Source organism: Erythrobacteraceae bacterium WH01K, assembly GCA_027941995.1.
Taxonomy (GTDB): domain Bacteria; phylum Pseudomonadota; class Alphaproteobacteria; order Sphingomonadales; family Sphingomonadaceae; genus CAJXSN01.
In genome coordinates this window covers 1,048,178-1,063,794 of the sequence record CP115966.1, presented here as the reverse complement: position 1 = coordinate 1,063,794, position 15,617 = coordinate 1,048,178, and the positions used below count along the sequence as shown (strand labels likewise).

Below are 15,617 nucleotides of genomic sequence, written 5' to 3'. Positions count from 1 at the left end.
TTCGACCTGATAGCAAGAAGGCGCGGAATCGCTTCCACGCCCTCTTGGCTGTTCACGCTGTCTGCTTCAAGCGGCCATTCATCGCCAGCCTGCCCGAAGCCACCGGAATCTTACTTGATCCCGTCGCGCTCCATACGCTTGCGCTCCAGCTTGCGGGCGCGGCGAACGGCAGCAGCCTTTTCACGGGCGCGCTTCTCGCTCGGCTTTTCGTAGTGGCGACGCAGCTTCATTTCGCGATAGACGCCTTCACGCTGCAGCTTTTTCTTGAGCGCGCGGAGAGCCTGATCGACATTGTTATCGCGAACCATGATCTGCATTTAAATCAAAACCTTCCAAGCCATCGGCCAGAGCCCGCGTGCAGCGCGGGATTTGCCGCAAATTCAAATAGAAAAGCGCCGAATCCGCGTACGGACCGGCACACAACACGGCGCTCTATACCCAAAACAGGGTGCGGGGGCAAGGGTGCAGGAATTTCGGCCTAGAGACCTCAGCCACCCTTCCCGCTGGCATGTGACGCGAAATTCCATGGCCAGCAGGCCGCACAGACGTTAAGGGCCGTTGCACAAATGTCGACCCTTCCCACCCTTGCCGCAACTCTGCACGTCGCCCTTGGCGGGGCGGCGGGTGCTGTCCTTCGTTACATGACGGGGCGCTGGATGACCGGCGCGCTCGGTCCGCAGGCGATGGGTGTGTTCCCGTGGGCGACGCTGGCGGTGAACGCCGCCGGCAGCGTGGCGATGGGCCTGCTTGCAGGCTGGCTGGCCCGCAGCGGCGCGGGCGCTGGCGGGACGAATGCCGAGAATTTGCGCCTTTTGCTGGGCGTTGGATTGCTCGGCGGCTTCACGACTTTCAGCGCGTTCAGCCTGGAGATGGTCCTGTTGATAGAGCGCGGGCAGTTCGCCATCGCAGGGCTCTATGCCGTTCTGTCCTTCTCGCTCGGCATCAGCGGCCTGCTGTTCGGGCTGACCGTGATGAGGGCCGTATCGTGACACCCAAATCCTCCGACCAGGTCCGCCAGTTCACCGTTGGCGAAGACGATGACGGCATCCGTCTCGACCGTTGGTTCAAGCGCAACCTGCCGCAGGTCGGCTTCAACACCGTGTCGCGCTGGGCCCGCACCGGGCAGGTCCGCGTCGATGGAGCGCGGGCGAAACCCGACGACCGCCTGACCGCCGGGCAAGTCCTGCGCGTCCCCCCGGGCGGCGAGGATACAGGCCGCAAGCCGCGCGAAAAACGCCCCCTCTCCGCCGCCGACATCGAGCAGGCAAAAGCGATGGTCATCCGCGAGACGAAGACCGCCATCGTCCTGAACAAGCCGCCCGGCCTGGCGACGCAGGGCGGCAGCAAGACGACGCGGCACGTGGACGGCCTGCTGGATGCCTTTGCGCCCGAAGACGACGACATCCGCCCCCGCCTTGTCCACCGGCTGGACAAGGATACCAGCGGCGTCCTTCTGATCGCCCGCACACCGGGCGCGGCGGCGAGCTATTCCAAGCGGTTTTCGGGCCGCAGCGCGAAGAAGGTCTACTGGGCGCTGGTCGTCGGCGTGCCGGAACTCAAAGAAGGCGAGATCGACGCGCCACTGGCAAAGCAGCCGGGCACCGGCGGCGAGAAGATGCATGTGGACGAGGAAAACGGCCAGCCTGCCAAGACCCGGTACCGCGTCGTTGAGAAGGCCGGCAACAAGGCGTGCTGGGTCGAACTGGAACCGCTGACGGGCCGAACCCACCAGCTGCGCGTCCACATGGCGGCCATGGGCCATCCCATCGTGGGCGACGGCAAGTATGGCGGGCAGGATGCTTTCCTGACCGGCAGCGTCAGCCGCAAGATGCATCTCCATGCGCGCCGCCTGATCATTTCCGAACCGGGACAGGGCAGCGGCGGACAGAAGGGCGGACGCGGCGGCAAGCTGGATGTGACTGCCGACCTGCCGGAACATTTCGCCGCCACGATGGAGCAGCTGGGCTTCGACATCGCGCTGAGCGATGCGGCGCCTCTGCGCGAGGACATCACCGAACGCACCCCGGCAGAGAAGAAGCAGGCCGCCAAGGCCCATGCCAAGCAGTACCGCAAGAGCCAGCGCGGGGAACGCCGTGCCCGCAGAACCGGCAAGGATTCGGGCAAAGCAGCACCCCAGCGAAAACTCGGCAAGAAGAGCGGCGGCAGACCGGCGAAAGCGGGCGGCAAGCCCGGCGCGGGCCCGAAAGGTCGCAAGCGGTGAGCAGCGATGCGCCCGTCCGCCTCGCCGTGTTCGATTGCGACGGTACGCTGGTCGACGGGCAGGCCCCTGTCTGCGATGCGATGGAAGCCGCCTTCGGGGCCGCCGGGATCGCCCCGCCTTCCCGCCAGAGCATACGCCAGATCGTCGGGCTGAGCCTGCCCCATGCCGTGCGCCATCTTGCGCCCAGTCTGGCCGACAGCGAAGTCGCGGCCATCGTCGAAAGGTACAAGACGTCTTTCCGCGAAGCGCGCGAACGCGGTGAAGTGGCGGAGCCACTTTTTGCAGGCATCGCCGAACTGGTGGAGCGACTCAGGGCCGAGGGGTGGAGCCTGGCGGTCGCGACCGGCAAGTCCCGGCGCGGCCTGGAGCACTGCCTTCAGACGCACGGCCTGACAGACAGCTTCGACAGCCTGCAGACCGCAGACGGTCATCCGTCCAAGCCCGATCCCACCATGCTGCGCACGGCCATGGAGGAAACGCTTGCCGAGCCGGAAAACACGGTGATGATCGGCGACACGCTCTATGACATGGAGATGGCCTGCGCGGCCGATGTCCGGGCCATAGGCGTATCCTGGGGCTATCACGACACCGCCACTCTGCTGGACGCCGGCGCGTCGGACATCGCGGGGGACGCCGGTCAACTGTACCGACTGATTTGCGGAGCGGGGAAGTGACCGAGGACGAAGCCCGCCGCCGCCATTTCCAGCTGACCGGCATCCGCGTGATTGCGGTCGTCATGGTGCTGCTCGGCGTCACGATCGTATCGGGGCGCCTGATCGACGAACCATTGATCGGTTATGCGCTGGTGGTGCTTGGCGCTGCCGAGTTCTTCGCCCTGCCGTGGTTCCTGACGCGCCAGTGGAAGAAACTGGACTCATGAAACGTTTCTGGAGCGAGACGGATGTGCTGCAGGCCGAGGGCGGCTGGCAGGTCATCCTCGATGGCCGGGCCGTCAAGACACAGGCGCTCAATCCGCAGATCGTTCCGAGCCGGGCGCTGGCGGAGGCTATGGCGGCGGAATGGTCCGCACAGGGCGAGGACATCGACCCTCGCAGCTTTCCCCTTCGCGACCTGACCGATTTTTCCATCGACCGCGTGGCGAGCGGAGAGGAAGACGCCGTCTCGAAAGCACTGGCTTTCGCCGAGACGGATACGCTCTGCTATCGCTCCGCACCGGGCGAAGCGCTGGCCCGGCGGCAGGATACGATCTGGGAACCGCTGGTCACGGCGCTTGAGTCCAGGGAAAATATCGCATTCGAACGCGTGGCCGGCATCGTCCATGCCCGCCAGCCTGATGCGACGATGGCGGCGCTGCGCCGCCGGCTCGATGAACTGGACCCGTTCACGCTGGCTGCCACCCTCACCCTCGCATCGCTGGCCGCATCGCTGTGCGTGGCCCTGAATGCGCTGGAGGACGGGGCCGATCCGGCCGCGCTGTGGAATGCAGCCAATCTTGAAGAAGACATGCAGGCGGAAATCTGGGGCCGCGATGCAGAGGCAGAGGCAGTGCGCGAGGAAAAGAAACAGGCGTTTCTGACCGCCTTCCGCTTCCTCGAACTCCTGAAGGCATAAAGGCGACAAGCCCCGCCCTGTTCGCAGGAACCAGCCCGGCTTACGTCAGCCGATCCAGTCCGCCACCTCTTGTGCAACGCGGTTCGCAGCGCGGTTGAGCGCCGCCCCGGCGACGATGCCTCCCGGCTCCACATTCTGTTCCGTCGCGGTGAAGCGGCGGGTCTGCAGCGTGCCGTCCCGGGTCCGGCGCACTGCGTCGAAGGTAACGGTGACACTGCGGCCAGCGGCATCATATCCGAACTGGCGCAGCGTTCCGCGCAGCGTTTCGCCCGGGACAACAGAGGAATCGTCGCGCTCCATCACCAGCCTGCCCGAGCGTGCGCGCACGGTTTCCGCCAGCAGGCGGCGGAACAGCCGGGCAGGCCGCTCCACCCATTCCGCACCGGTCAGATAGGCGACGCTGGAGCCATCGACCTGCACGGGCACGCGGGTAACCGCGATGCGCTGCTCGGCATCGGGTTCCTCGATCAGGAGAGCGCTGGCCGCCTGCCCGCTGGGGCCGGGGCCCGCGGCAAGCGTGCTTTGCGGCGTCAGGGTCAGCAGCATTTCCGGCGCTTCCCCGCCGATGCTGATGCAGCCGGAGAGCGACAGGGCGGCGAGTCCCGCAAGAAGGGCGCGCGAGCCGCATACTGCCGAGCGCAAACCACGTTGCTGCTGCGTCTGGGTGGATGTCATGGTCACTCTCACGGTTCGTAATCCGGCAATTTGGGCGATCCGATAATGCTGGTCGCGCCTTCGCTTTCGATCCGTTCGGTCACCTGGCGCAGGGCGCGGCTGGTCGACTGGAGATCGCGCAAGGTGGCGTTGGCTGCCGGCAAGGTAGAGCTGTTGAGTTGCTCGATCGCGGGATTGGCCTGTTCCAGCGTGGACGCCAGGCTGTCCGCTGCCGTTCGAGCGCTGCCAAGCGTCGTGCGCAGGTCCTGCGCCAGCGCGGTGCCTTCCTGCCCCAGCAGGCTGTCCGCCGAAGCCAGCGTATTCTCGAACTGGGCGAGCGCGCCTTCCGCCTCCCGCAGCGTGCCCTGCATCTGGCGCAGCGTGCGCTGCAGTTCCGGCGCGCTGTCGGCGAGGTTGTTGGACAGGCGGCTGGTATTGTCGACCAAGCCCATGATCCGGTCCTGGTTCTCCACCGCCAGCAGCTGGTTCAGCCGCTCCACCGTGGTTTCCGTCTTGTCGAGGATGTCGGGCACGCTGGCCAGGATCGCTCCGATACCGCCTTCGCGCGCGATGATCTGCGGCGGTTCCTCGCTCTCTTCCGGGTTCAGGACATAGATCGCCGTAACCCCGGCATCACGCGCTTCCTCACGCGTCAGGCGTTCGAGCTGGATGGTCGATACGCCCGTCAGGCTGGCCCTGAGCGTGGCTGCCGTGTCGGAGAATATCCGCACGCTCTCGTTGATCTCGATCAAGACGCCCACACGGTCCCTGCGGTCGTCGGAGGCCGGTTCGAGATAGATGTCCCGCACCTGTCCCACCGGCACGCCGGCATATGTCACGGTTGAGCCCCTAGCGAGACCCTCGACCGATTGTTCGAACAGGATTTCATATTCCTGCCGGCTGGTTTCGTTCAGCCGCGCGAGCCAGACAATCCCCGCGGCGAGCGCGGCGAGGAGCAGCAAGGTAACCGCCCCGACCCACAGATGATTTGCCCGCGTTTCCATCGTTCCCTGCTATGCCCGTCGCTCGCCGGTCTGGCAATTGTGCTGTTTCATGATGTTAGTCACGATTTCTCGTACCCGCCCGCAGCTGCCCGGCCACGCGGTCCGTTGAAATATTCCTGGATCCACGGATGGTCGAGCGCCATCAGATTGGGGATCGAGTCCACCGCGATCACTTTCTTGTCCGCCAGCACGGCGACCCGGTCGCATATGGCGTGCAGCGTATCGAGGTCGTGGGTGATGAGGAACACCGTCAGGCCAAGCGTATCGGCCAGCTCGCGCGTCAAGCGGTCAAACTTTGCTGCGCCGACAGGATCGAGGCCGGCCGTAGGCTCGTCGAGGAAAAGGAGCTGCGGGTCGAGCGCCAGAGCCCGGGCCAGCCCGGCGCGCTTCTTCATCCCGCCGGACAGCTCGCTGGGATACTTGCTGGTGGCTTCTTCCGGCAATCCCGACAGCAGCACCTTGTAGCGGGCGATCTGCTTGCGAAGTTCGGGCCGCAATTCGGGATAGAACTGCTTCAGAGGAACCTCGACATTCTCGCCTACCGTAAGTGTGCTGAACAGCGCCCCGCCCTGGAACAGGACGCCCCAGCGGCTGCGGATATCGATATCCTCGTCGTCCTCTGCGGCGGTGACATCCGTCCCCAGCACCTCGATCCGCCCGGCGCGCGGGGTCTGCAACCCGATTATCGAGCGCATCAGGACAGACTTGCCCGTGCCCGATCCCCCAACGACGCCAAGGATTTCACCGCGATTGACCTTCAGGTCCAGCTCGTCGTGGATGCGGAAGTCGCCGAACTGGTTGACCAGCCCTTCGACGACGATGGGATGCTCGCCCTGGTAAAGCTCGGGAATGACGTCGAGGGCGGCTTCGTCCATTTCCTCGATGCTGCGTTCGTCCGACATCACGCCCAGCCCAGCTCGGTGAAGAAGACGGCGAAGAATGCATCGAGCACGATGACCGCGAAGATCGCCTGCACCACCGCCTTGGTCGTGCGGGTGCCGACTTCTTCCGAATTCCCTTCGACCTGCATGCCCTGGTAACAGCCTGCCATCGCCACGATCAGGCCGAAGACCGGAGCCTTTATCAGCGCAACCCACAGATCGTAGGTCGGCACGACTTCCTGGATCCTCTCAAGGAAGGTGAAGAACGGAATGCCCAGCGTCACGGAGGAGATGGTTGCACCGCCCACGATCACCAGGACGATGGAGAAGAAGCCCAGCAGCAGCATCATGAACACTGCGGCCAAGATACGCGGAATGACCAGCGCTTCTACCGGGTCGACCCCGATGGTGCGCATGGCGTCGATTTCTTCGGTCAGGTTCATCGTGCCGATCTGCGCGGCAAAGGCGCTGCCCGAGCGGCCCGCAACCATGATCGCGGTCATCAGCACACCCAGTTCGCGGGTGGCGAGGCGGCCCGTGAGGTTGATCGTCAGTGTTTCCGCCCCGAACTGGGCGAGCTGAGCGGCGCCCTGCTGGGCGACGACGATACCGATCAGGAAGCTCATCAACCCGATGATGGGGAGCGAGGATACGCCCACCAGTTCCAGCTGGTGCACCACCGCTTTCGTGCGAAAACGGCTGGGGTGGCGAAGGATGTCCTTCATCGCGATCAGGACCGCGCCAAGGAACCCGACGACCGACTTCGTGCCGGCCCACGCATTGCGCGTCTTGTCGCCCACTTCGACCAGCACCCGCTCCACCACTGGCAGGCGTTCCGGCGCCATGGGGGCGTCGCTGGCGGCGGAAGCCACCGTTTCGATGAGATTGCTTGCCTTGTCGCTGGGTCCGATGATTTCCGTTCCCAGCCGCTTGCACGCGCGGTGCACGGTCCAGGCACCGATCGTGTCCATATCGGTCACGCCGGACAGGTCGATGGAGGCGACGTCGCCTTCCAGAGCGCGGAACTGGCTGTCGATCAGGGCGATGGAGGAAATCGTCAGCGGGCCCGATACGGCCACGCGCTGCGCCCCGTCATCGCCCGTGTCGACCTGAAGTTGTGCCCATTCCCGCATCTTCGGGAATCTATGCTTCCATTCTTTCGCTGCCACAAGGGGAATTGACACAGAAAACCGTTGTGCTTGCACCCGTTATCGGGCGCTGGCAAAGCCGCGCCATCCAATTCCGGTTCCGGTCCCGACAGCGAGCATCAGCGAGCCCGACACACATGACTTCATCCTTGCCCACCACGTTCGATCCCGCCTCCATCGAGGCGCGCTGGTATTCCCATTGGGAAGAAAACGGCCTCTTCCGCCCGGACCGCCCGGACGCGGAACCCTATACGATCGTCAATCCTCCGCCGAACGTGACCGGCTCGCTCCATATCGGCCACGCGCTCGACAATACGTTGCAGGACATCGTGATCCGTTACGAACGGATGCGGGGCAAGGACGCGCTGTGGGTCGTGGGGACCGACCATGCCGGCATCGCCACGCAAATGGTGGTCGAGCGCCAGCTGGAGGCCAAAGGGGACAAGCGCACGAATTACAGCCGCGAAGACTTCGTGAAGAAAGTCTGGGAATGGAAGGAGGAAAGCGGCGGCACGATCACGCGCCAGCTGCGCCGACTGGGTTGTTCGATGGACTGGTCGCGCGAACAGTTCACCATGGACGAGCATTTCTCGAACGCGGTGCTGAAGACCTTCGTCGATCTCTATAATGACGGCCTCATCTACCGCGACAAGCGGCTGGTGAATTGGGACCCCAAGCTGAAGACCGCGATTTCCGACCTGGAAGTCGAGACGCAGACGATCGCCGGCAGTTTCTGGCACTTCCGCTATCCGCTGGAAGACGGCGTCGCGCTGGCAGATGGGCGCGATTACATAGAGGTGGCGACCACCCGGCCCGAGACGATGCTGGCCGACATGGCGGTGGCCGTGCATCCGACAGACGAACGCTATGCCAGCGTCGTGGGCAAGCACGTGATCCTGCCCATCACTGGCCGCCGCGTGCCCATCGTGGCCGACGAACACGCCGATCCCGAACTCGGCAGCGGCGCGGTGAAGATCACGCCGGGCCACGATTTCAACGATTTCGAGGTCGGCAAGCGCGCCGGTATCGCGCCTGCCGACATGCTGAACATGCTCGATAGCGAGGCCAATGTCTGCCAGACCGCCGACGGGCTGGTGCCGGACGAATTCATCGGCCTCCACCGTTTCCGCGCAGAGAAAATCGCCGGCGAAGGCGACGGCGCCCGCGAACTGGTGGTCAAGCGCCTGAAGGAAAGCGGCCACCTCATCCCGCACAAGGCGAAGACGAAGAAGGGCGAAGATGTCGAGATGGACGCCGAGCCGCGCCAGATCGCGACGCCCTTCGGCGACCGCGGCGGCGTGGTGATCGAACCTTGGCTGACCGACCAGTGGTATGTCGATGCCGCGAAGCTCGCCGAGAAACCCATTGCGCAGGTGAAATCGGGCGAGGTCGAGATCGTCCCCAAGACGTGGGAGAAGACGTTCTTCAACTGGATGGAGAACATCCAGCCGTGGTGCGTCAGCCGCCAGCTTTGGTGGGGGCACCGGATCCCCGCATGGTATGGCGACGATGGCGAAGTTTATGTCGCGCTGTCCGAAGCCGACGCGCAGGCTCAGGCAGGCGAAGGCGTCGCTCTTACGCAGGACTCCGACGTGCTCGACACGTGGTTCTCCAGCGCTCTGTGGCCCTCAGCCACGCTCGGCTGGCCGGAGAAGACCGCGCTTGCCGAGAAGCACTATCCCAACAGCCTGCTCGTCTCCGGCTTCGACATCCTGTTCTTCTGGGATGCGCGGATGATGATGATGGGCAATTACAACACGGGGCAGGCGCCGTGGCCGCGGCTGTACCTGCACGGGCTGGTACGCGCGGCAGACGGCTCGAAGATGAGCAAGTCCAAGGGCAATGTCGTCGACCCGCTGGGCCTGATCGACCAGTACGGCGCCGATGCGCTGCGCTTCTTCATGGCGGCGATGGAAAGCCAGGGCCGCGACATCAAGATGGATGACAAGCGGGTCGAGGGCTACCGCAACTTCGCGACGAAATTGTGGAACGCCACCCGCTTCTGCCAGTCCAACGGCATCGGTGCGAGCGACACGCTGGAGGCTCCGCAGGCCCGGCTTGCCGCCAACCAGTGGATCATCGGCGAGGTTTCCGAAACCGTCCGCAAGCTGGACGAGGCCATGGCGGACCTGCGCTTCGATGCCGCTGCCAACACGATCTACCACTTCGTATGGGACCGGTTCTGCGACTGGTACCTGGAACTGATCAAGCCCGTGTTCGCAGAAGGTGCAAGCGAAGATGCGGCCACCGAAACGCGCGCCGTCGCCGGTTGGGCGCTGGACCAGATCCTGGTCATGCTCCACCCCTTCATGCCCTTCATCACCGAAGAGCTGTGGTCGAAACAGGGCGAGGTCAACGGCCGCGACCGCGCGGATTATCCGCTGATTACCGCCAAGTGGCCCGAGCCGAACGCCAGCGTCAGCAAACAGGCGACCGATGCCATCGACTGGGTGATCGACCTGACAACGGCCGTTCGCAGCGCAAAAAATGAACTGGGCATTTCGCCCGGCACGAAACTGCCTGCCTTCATCGACAATCCTTCCGACACTGCGGCAGGCGTTATGGAGCGCAGCAGCGCGGCCATCGAACGGCTTGCCCGCCTGGTGCCTGTCACCGCAGGCCCCGCCCCCGACGGTCCGGCCATGCAGGTGACCGCCGGCAGCGATGTCCTGACCGTGCCGCTGGAAGGCGTCATCGATATCGACGCGGAAAAGGCCCGCATCGCCAAGGCGCTGGAAGCGAGCGAAAAGGAAGTCGCCAGCCTCGACAAGCGGCTGGGCAATCCGAACTTCGTCGACCGCGCGAAACCGGAAGCCGTCGAGAAGGCGCGCGCCGACCATGCCCATCACGCGGGCGAGGTCCAGCGCCTGACGGCCGCGCTGGCGCGGCTGGGGTGAGATGCCGCAGCTAGTCCTTGCCACTGACGATGATGGCGGGCCGGAAATCTTCGCCAGCGTGCAGGGCGAAGGGCCCAGTGCAGGCATGCCTGTCGCGTTCATGCGCCTGTCGCGCTGCAATCTCGCCTGCAAATGGTGCGACACGGCCTATACTTGGCATTTCGAAGGCGACGAGAGGCCGCATCGCGATGGCAGGGTGTTCGACCGGAGGGCCAACCAGCGGACGCTTGCCATCGCAGACGTGGCCGAACGGATCATGGCACTCGGTCAGAAACGGCTGGTCGTAACCGGCGGCGAACCGTTGCTGCAGGCCCCGGCACTGGCCGGGCTGGCCGAAGCGCTGTCGGACATGACGTTCGAGATCGAGACGAACGGCACGATTGCCGCCCCTGCCCGGCTCGACATCCATATCGACCAGTACAATGTCAGCCCCAAGCTCGCCCATTCCGGCAACCCGGCTGAACTTGCCCTGATTGCCGAACGGCTGGATGCCTATGCGCTGGACCCGCGCGCTTTCTTCAAGTTCGTGATCGCGCAGCCGGACGACCTGGACGAGGTGGCAGCCCTCCAGCGTGCCCATGCCATTCCGCCGGGACGCATCTTCCTGATGCCGGAAGGCACGGACAGCCGCACCTTGCGAGAGCGGGAAGAATGGCTCGTGCCGCTATGCCTGAAGCACGGATACAGGCTGAGTGATCGACTGCACATCCACCTGTTCGGCGACACGCGCGGCACGTAGTTTATTTGTCGAACCGACCTCCGTCGGTTCGCCCTCGCGGTGCGCTGATCGCACGCCGAAACAGAGCGTTGGTCCGATGGCCTGGAATTATTCGAGGCAGCAAGGGCTCGAAAGCGCGACCGCGCGTCCACAGAGCTGTGCCCGTCAGGGCGCATGAGCGAGGAAGCCAGGGGCACAGACGTGCCCCGTCCGCAGGGTCACGACAAGGTCAGCTTCCCTGCGAACGCCAGCGATTGACGACGCGGCGCACAGCCTCTTCGCCCTCGCCCCGGTCGCGCCAGAGCTCGACGAAGCTGGGATCTTCCGAAGCGGGTCGCTTGGACTCTTCCAGATTGTCGAAAGCCACGCGGATCGGGATCGCGACGCCTTCACCGCAGATAATGCATTCGCGGTTGCGGAGCGCCGGAATGGAGTCGAGGAAACCACGCGCACCTTCCGGCATGGCGGCTTTCACGAAGGCCTGGTCCCGGTCGTTGTTCAGACGCATCGAGATGATCGTGCCGCACTGCGACAGGACCCCTTCGGCAAGGTCGGAGGGACGCTGGGTAATGAGGCCCAGCGAGATTCCGTATTTCCGGCCCTCTTTCGCGATGCGCGACAGGATGTTGCCGACACTGGAACCATCGGCATTGGCCTCGTTCGGCACGTAGCGATGGGCTTCCTCGCAAACCAGCAGGATAGGCCGGGTCTGTTCCTCGCGGCCCCAGATGGCGAAATCGAACACCAGCCGGCTGAGCACCGCGACCACGGTCGAGGTGATGTCGGACGGAACGCCCGAGACGTCGATGATCGCGATCGGCTTGCCATCGCCGGGCATGCGGAAAATCTTGGAGATGAATTCGGCCATCGTGTCGCCGACCAACATGCCGGAGAACATGAACTGGTAACGCGGATCGCTTTTGAGTTCGTCCAGCTTGGTCCGCAGGCGCATGAACGGCGCGGTGTCGGTGGCCTTGTCCAGCTTGCCCATTTCGTCCGCGATGGCCGCTGAGAGATCGGACAGGAGGTAGGGGATCGGCGAATCGACGGTGATCTTGCCCATCTGTTCGGCCAGGCGGTTCTTGTACCGCGCCTTCAGCAGGCATTTCGCCAGGATGTCGGCATCGACCTGTCGTTCGTTGCCCTGGCTTGTCAGGAGCACTTCGCAGTGTTCCTCGAAATTCAGCAGCCAGTACGGCATCTGCAGGTTCGACACGTCGAGGATGACGCCCGTATTCTTGAACGCCGCCGAATATTCGCCGTGCGGGTCGATCATCAGGACATGACCTTGCGGCGCGGCTTCGCAGATGCGGTGCAGGATCAGCGCGGCACTGGTCGACTTGCCGGTACCGGTCGACCCGAGCAGGGCGAAGTGCTTGCCCAGCATGGCGTCGATATAGATGCCCGCGCGAATATCCTTGGTCGGATAGACCGTACCGATCTGGATGTTGGAACGGCCATCGCTGGCATAGATCTGGCGAAGATCGGCGGTCGTCGCGGGATAGATCAGCGCGCCCGGAACGGGATACCGCGTGACGCCGCGCCGGAACGAATGGATGCGGCCGGTCAGCTTCTCCTCCAGCCCTTCGCCCAGGAAATCGATGTTTGCGAGGACGCCGCCGCCCTGTCGCCGGTCCTGTCGCTGGTTGCGGACGCTGGCCAGCAGCCAGCTGTTACCGACGCGGATCTTGATCTGGCTGCCGACCTGTCCGGCCAGCGCGATGGACGGATCGTCGTCCGCCATGCATTCGTTGAGCCGCTGGAGATCGAGCGCGATCTGCGAGCCGGACCCGGCAATTTCCAGGACGACACCGATCGGCTGCATCGCATTGCCGGGAGAAGGTGCAGCCTCTTTGCCAGAATGTGCGGCCGTATCGTCGCTTGCGAATTCGTGTCTGGCCAAGTCCGTCATCTTTGCGCCCCGTAGTAATGTGCAGGACGAGCTATGACGTTCAGGGTTAAGATCGCGTCAACGAAGGCAAACCGGCCCTAGCTGTTCGAGAACAGTCGCCCGGCCAGCCAGCCCATACCGACCGACAGGAATATGGCCAACAGGCCGTAGAAGAAAGGTTGCGCCTGGGAGAAGGTCTCGACCAGCCGCTCGAAGCCGACCTTGCGAACCTCTACCCGGGCGACCGCCGAGGCAACGACGCGGCCGTCGGTCACTGCGAAGGTTTCCGCGGTATAGATGCCTGTCTGCACGCTCGAGGGCAGGTCGATCCGCGCTTGGTAAAGCACGCCCTCGCGCATCTCGACGCCGCCGCTGTCCTGGCTGAACAGGCCCTGCCGCGTTCGCAGGTCGACCAGCCCGTCGCGGAAACGCATCTGTTCTGCCGGGTCGATGACGCCGGTGGGCGAAAGCTGGATGAAATCCGTTCCGAATTCGAAGATTGCGGCCGTCCGCTCGTCCACGATGGAACCGATGGACGACGAGGATGCCACTGCAAAGTAGCTCGGTGCGGAGCGGAATGCGGTGTCCTCCGCATTGATCCAGATACCGCCGATCTGCTCTTTCTCGCGCACCCGGATGGGGAAGGACGGCCCCTTCAGGACGACCACGATATCGTAATCTCGTGCCGCACGCATGCCGGATGGGTCGAGCACCGCGCCGAACAGCAGCAATTCGGTCCCGGTGAACCCCTGCCGCACCTGCACCTCGTCCTGCGACACTTCGGGGACCAGGATCGGGTCGCGCTGCGCCGAGGCAGGGGCGGCGAATGCGAGAACCGCGAGTATGATCGCCAGCAGGCGCATCACAGCGGCACCACGGAATAGATCTCGTCCGGCTGCACTCCCAGCCCGTAGAGCATTCGCAGCGCAACGAGCAGCACGATGGTCGACAGGACGACGCGCAACAAGTCCGGTTTCAGGCGAAAGGCGATGCGCGTCCCGAACTGCGCGCCCAGCACCGATCCCAGCAGCAGTAATGCGGCCAGCACCAGATCGACCGCCTTGGTCGTCAGCGCGTGGATCATGGTGGTGGCGATGGTAACGAACAGGATGTTGTAGAGGCTGGTGCCAACCACGACCTGCCCGCTCATCCCCAGAATATAGAGCATGGCAGGGACCAGCATGAAACCGCCGCCCACACCCATCAGCATTGTCAGGATGCCGATCAGCGTCCCGAGGATGAGCGGTGCGAGCGGCGAGATATACAGGCCCGAGCGATAGAACCGCCAGCGATAGGGCAAGGCTGCGACCAGCGGGTGATGGCGGCGGCGGCGGGCGACAGGCTTCTGCCCCTGCCTTCTGGCGACGATCGATTCGAGCGATTCCCGCAGCATCAGCCCGCCGATCGTGCCGAGCATGAGGACGTAGAGCACGTTGATGACGACATCGATCTGCCCGACCGACTGGAAGAAGCGGAACAGGAGCGCGCCGAAGACCGCGCCCAGGATACCGCCCCCGACAAGGACCGCGCCCATCCGGTAGTCCACCCCGTCATGCCGCGCATGGGCAAGAACACCCGAAACGCTGGCGCCGGTGACCTGCGTGGCTGCGGAGGCCGCGGCGACCGTTGGCGGAATGCCATAGAAGATCAGCAGCGGCGTCGTCAGGAAGCCTCCGCCGACACCGAACAGGCCCGACAATATTCCCGTCAGCGCGCCAAGCGCGACGATGACAATGCCGTCGACCGAGAGATTGGCGATAGGGAGGTAGACATCCATGAGCTCAGCGACGTGACTAGCTTAGCCACGATGCGGTGGGAAGCGTTCACGCCTTCGTATCCGGGTAATTCGTTCAGCATTCCTGCCCGACCAACCGACGGTCAGAAGCTGGTCGCAAGCGTGACCGCGAGACCTGAATCCGGCTCTGCATCCCCTGCCACCCGTACCCTGTAGTCCAGCGAAAGGCTGGCAGGGACAGGAGCGCTATCGAGCGTTATCGTCGCGGAAGGACCGACGTCGAGCCGCGCCGCCCCCTTCTGGGCGCCTCCCCATGCGCCTGCACCGATCCTCACTTCGCCGGCGCCGACCTTCCCCAGGTCTAAACGAGCGACCGAACGGTCGACCCTTGCCTGTCCATCGGCGAACGGCGTTGCGAAGTCGCCTCCGACATACCCACCCTGGGCATAGAGCGTGGCCTTCGTCTTCCCCGGCAACCTGATGGGCGCAATCTGCGTAGTCAGGAAGACCGCGGGGCGGATTTCCGTGCTTCCTGCGCGAACTGTCGTGCGGATTTCGGCATGGGCCCTCAAGGGCAATCGCGCGGCGGGCTTCGCACTCAGTCCGGCGGCCAATTCGGTCTCGCCTCCGGTGACGAGCGCACGAGTCGCGCGAAGGAAAGCGGCGGGTTCATGGTCGCTGACAGGGGCCACGTTGTAGCGCAGGACCGCTCCCGCCTGGCTCGCGCCGTAGCTGGGACGCGGGCCGGCAATTGTCGCTTCGCTCACCGAATTTCCGCGCCACAGGGCCCATCCGTCCAGGCTCCAACGCTTCCGCGTTGCAGCCGACCGAAGATCTGCGGCGGGTATCCACGCGCGTGGCTCTCCCCCGCTCACCAGCATGCCCGTGGTCGAAGG

16 protein-coding genes are annotated in these 15,617 nt (G+C 64.5%); 7 read left to right on the top strand and 9 right to left on the bottom strand.

Features of this window, described 5'->3' with window-relative positions; all coding sequences use genetic code 11:
• Window positions 1-110: 110 nt before the first annotated feature.
• On the bottom strand, window positions 111-317 hold the full coding sequence (gene rpsU, locus PF049_05260) for a 30S ribosomal protein S21 (protein ID WBY17555.1): 207 nt from the start codon (window positions 315-317) through the stop codon (window positions 111-113).
• 249 nt (window positions 318-566) lie between these two features.
• Between rpsU and PF049_05255 the strand changes: the two genes are divergently transcribed.
• From PF049_05255 to PF049_05235, 5 genes are read left to right on the top strand one after another with little or no spacing between them, the layout of a single operon-like run.
• Window positions 567-989, top strand: coding sequence for a CrcB family protein (locus tag PF049_05255; GenBank protein WBY17554.1), 423 nt, complete (start codon window positions 567-569; stop codon window positions 987-989).
• Complete coding sequence (locus PF049_05250; GenBank protein WBY17852.1) at window positions 983-2,221, top strand: RluA family pseudouridine synthase; 1,239 nt, start codon at window positions 983-985, stop codon at window positions 2,219-2,221. The genes PF049_05255 and PF049_05250 overlap by 7 nt, the downstream gene beginning before the upstream one ends.
• Entirely contained in the window at window positions 2,218-2,895 is a 678-nt protein-coding gene (locus tag PF049_05245) for an HAD-IA family hydrolase (GenBank protein ID WBY17553.1), read from the top strand. Before PF049_05250 ends, PF049_05245 begins: the two co-directional genes overlap by 4 nt.
• Window positions 2,892-3,101 carry a hypothetical protein gene (locus PF049_05240; GenBank protein WBY17552.1) on the top strand — a complete coding sequence of 70 codons (210 nt, stop codon included), beginning with the start codon at window positions 2,892-2,894 and terminating at the stop codon, window positions 3,099-3,101. The genes PF049_05245 and PF049_05240 overlap by 4 nt, the downstream gene beginning before the upstream one ends.
• Window positions 3,098-3,793, top strand: a complete 696-nt coding sequence (locus PF049_05235) for a molecular chaperone (protein ID WBY17551.1) — start codon at window positions 3,098-3,100, stop codon at window positions 3,791-3,793. The genes PF049_05240 and PF049_05235 overlap by 4 nt, the downstream gene beginning before the upstream one ends.
• Before the next feature lie 45 nt (window positions 3,794-3,838).
• Here PF049_05235 and PF049_05230 read toward each other — a convergent pair whose 3' ends face one another.
• From PF049_05230 to PF049_05215, 4 genes are read right to left on the bottom strand one after another with little or no spacing between them, the layout of a single operon-like run.
• Window positions 3,839-4,468 (bottom strand): ABC-type transport auxiliary lipoprotein family protein, encoded by a 630-nt coding sequence (locus tag PF049_05230; protein ID WBY17851.1) that lies wholly within the window; start codon window positions 4,466-4,468, stop codon window positions 3,839-3,841.
• Between the two features lie 8 nt (window positions 4,469-4,476).
• Entirely contained in the window at window positions 4,477-5,451 is a 975-nt protein-coding gene (locus PF049_05225; protein WBY17550.1) for an MlaD family protein, read from the bottom strand.
• A 59-nt stretch (window positions 5,452-5,510) separates the two neighbouring features.
• A complete protein-coding gene (locus tag PF049_05220) occupies window positions 5,511-6,326 on the bottom strand; it encodes an ATP-binding cassette domain-containing protein (GenBank protein WBY17850.1) in 816 nt (271 codons plus the stop codon).
• Window positions 6,327-6,352: 26 nt separating this feature from the next.
• Window positions 6,353-7,465 carry an ABC transporter permease gene (locus PF049_05215; GenBank protein WBY17549.1) on the bottom strand — a complete coding sequence of 371 codons (1,113 nt, stop codon included), beginning with the start codon at window positions 7,463-7,465 and terminating at the stop codon, window positions 6,353-6,355.
• A gap of 152 nt (window positions 7,466-7,617) precedes the next feature.
• On the opposite strand from PF049_05215, the gene PF049_05210 reads away from it, so the two are divergent.
• Window positions 7,618-10,377 (top strand): valine--tRNA ligase, encoded by a 2,760-nt coding sequence (locus tag PF049_05210; protein ID WBY17548.1) that lies wholly within the window; start codon window positions 7,618-7,620, stop codon window positions 10,375-10,377.
• A gap of 1 nt (window position 10,378) precedes the next feature.
• Window positions 10,379-11,116, top strand: coding sequence for a 7-carboxy-7-deazaguanine synthase QueE (locus tag PF049_05205; protein WBY17547.1), 738 nt, complete (start codon window positions 10,379-10,381; stop codon window positions 11,114-11,116).
• A 208-nt stretch (window positions 11,117-11,324) separates the two neighbouring features.
• Here PF049_05205 and PF049_05200 read toward each other — a convergent pair whose 3' ends face one another.
• The 4 genes from PF049_05200 to PF049_05185 form a co-directional block, all read right to left on the bottom strand.
• Window positions 11,325-13,007 (bottom strand): DUF87 domain-containing protein, encoded by a 1,683-nt coding sequence (locus PF049_05200; GenBank protein WBY17546.1) that lies wholly within the window; start codon window positions 13,005-13,007, stop codon window positions 11,325-11,327.
• Between the two features lie 77 nt (window positions 13,008-13,084).
• Window positions 13,085-13,849, bottom strand: a complete 765-nt coding sequence (locus tag PF049_05195) for a TIGR02186 family protein (protein ID WBY17849.1) — start codon at window positions 13,847-13,849, stop codon at window positions 13,085-13,087.
• Window positions 13,849-14,763, bottom strand: coding sequence for a sulfite exporter TauE/SafE family protein (locus tag PF049_05190; protein WBY17545.1), 915 nt, complete (start codon window positions 14,761-14,763; stop codon window positions 13,849-13,851). The genes PF049_05195 and PF049_05190 overlap by 1 nt, the downstream gene beginning before the upstream one ends.
• Window positions 14,764-14,864: 101 nt before the next feature.
• Window positions 14,865-15,488 carry a hypothetical protein gene (locus tag PF049_05185; GenBank protein ID WBY17544.1) on the bottom strand — a complete coding sequence of 208 codons (624 nt, stop codon included), beginning with the start codon at window positions 15,486-15,488 and terminating at the stop codon, window positions 14,865-14,867.
• Window positions 15,489-15,617 lie beyond the last annotated feature (129 nt).

Coding starts and splice junctions, on each gene's coding strand:
- rpsU (WBY17555.1), bottom strand. CDS start 317: ATGCAGATCATGGTTCGCGATAACAATGTCGATCAGGCTCTCCGCGCG.
- PF049_05255 (WBY17554.1), top strand. CDS start 567: ATGTCGACCCTTCCCACCCTTGCCGCAACTCTGCACGTCGCCCTTGGC.
- PF049_05235 (WBY17551.1), top strand. CDS start 3,098: ATGAAACGTTTCTGGAGCGAGACGGATGTGCTGCAGGCCGAGGGCGGC.
- PF049_05230 (WBY17851.1), bottom strand. CDS start 4,468: ATGACATCCACCCAGACGCAGCAGCAACGTGGTTTGCGCTCGGCAGTA.
- PF049_05225 (WBY17550.1), bottom strand. CDS start 5,451: ATGGAAACGCGGGCAAATCATCTGTGGGTCGGGGCGGTTACCTTGCTG.
- PF049_05220 (WBY17850.1), bottom strand. CDS start 6,326: ATGGACGAAGCCGCCCTCGACGTCATTCCCGAGCTTTACCAGGGCGAG.
- PF049_05215 (WBY17549.1), bottom strand. CDS start 7,465: ATGCGGGAATGGGCACAACTTCAGGTCGACACGGGCGATGACGGGGCG.
- PF049_05210 (WBY17548.1), top strand. CDS start 7,618: ATGACTTCATCCTTGCCCACCACGTTCGATCCCGCCTCCATCGAGGCG.
- PF049_05205 (WBY17547.1), top strand. CDS start 10,379: ATGCCGCAGCTAGTCCTTGCCACTGACGATGATGGCGGGCCGGAAATC.
- PF049_05200 (WBY17546.1), bottom strand. CDS start 13,007: ATGACGGACTTGGCCAGACACGAATTCGCAAGCGACGATACGGCCGCA.
- PF049_05195 (WBY17849.1), bottom strand. CDS start 13,849: ATGCGCCTGCTGGCGATCATACTCGCGGTTCTCGCATTCGCCGCCCCT.
- PF049_05190 (WBY17545.1), bottom strand. CDS start 14,763: ATGGATGTCTACCTCCCTATCGCCAATCTCTCGGTCGACGGCATTGTC.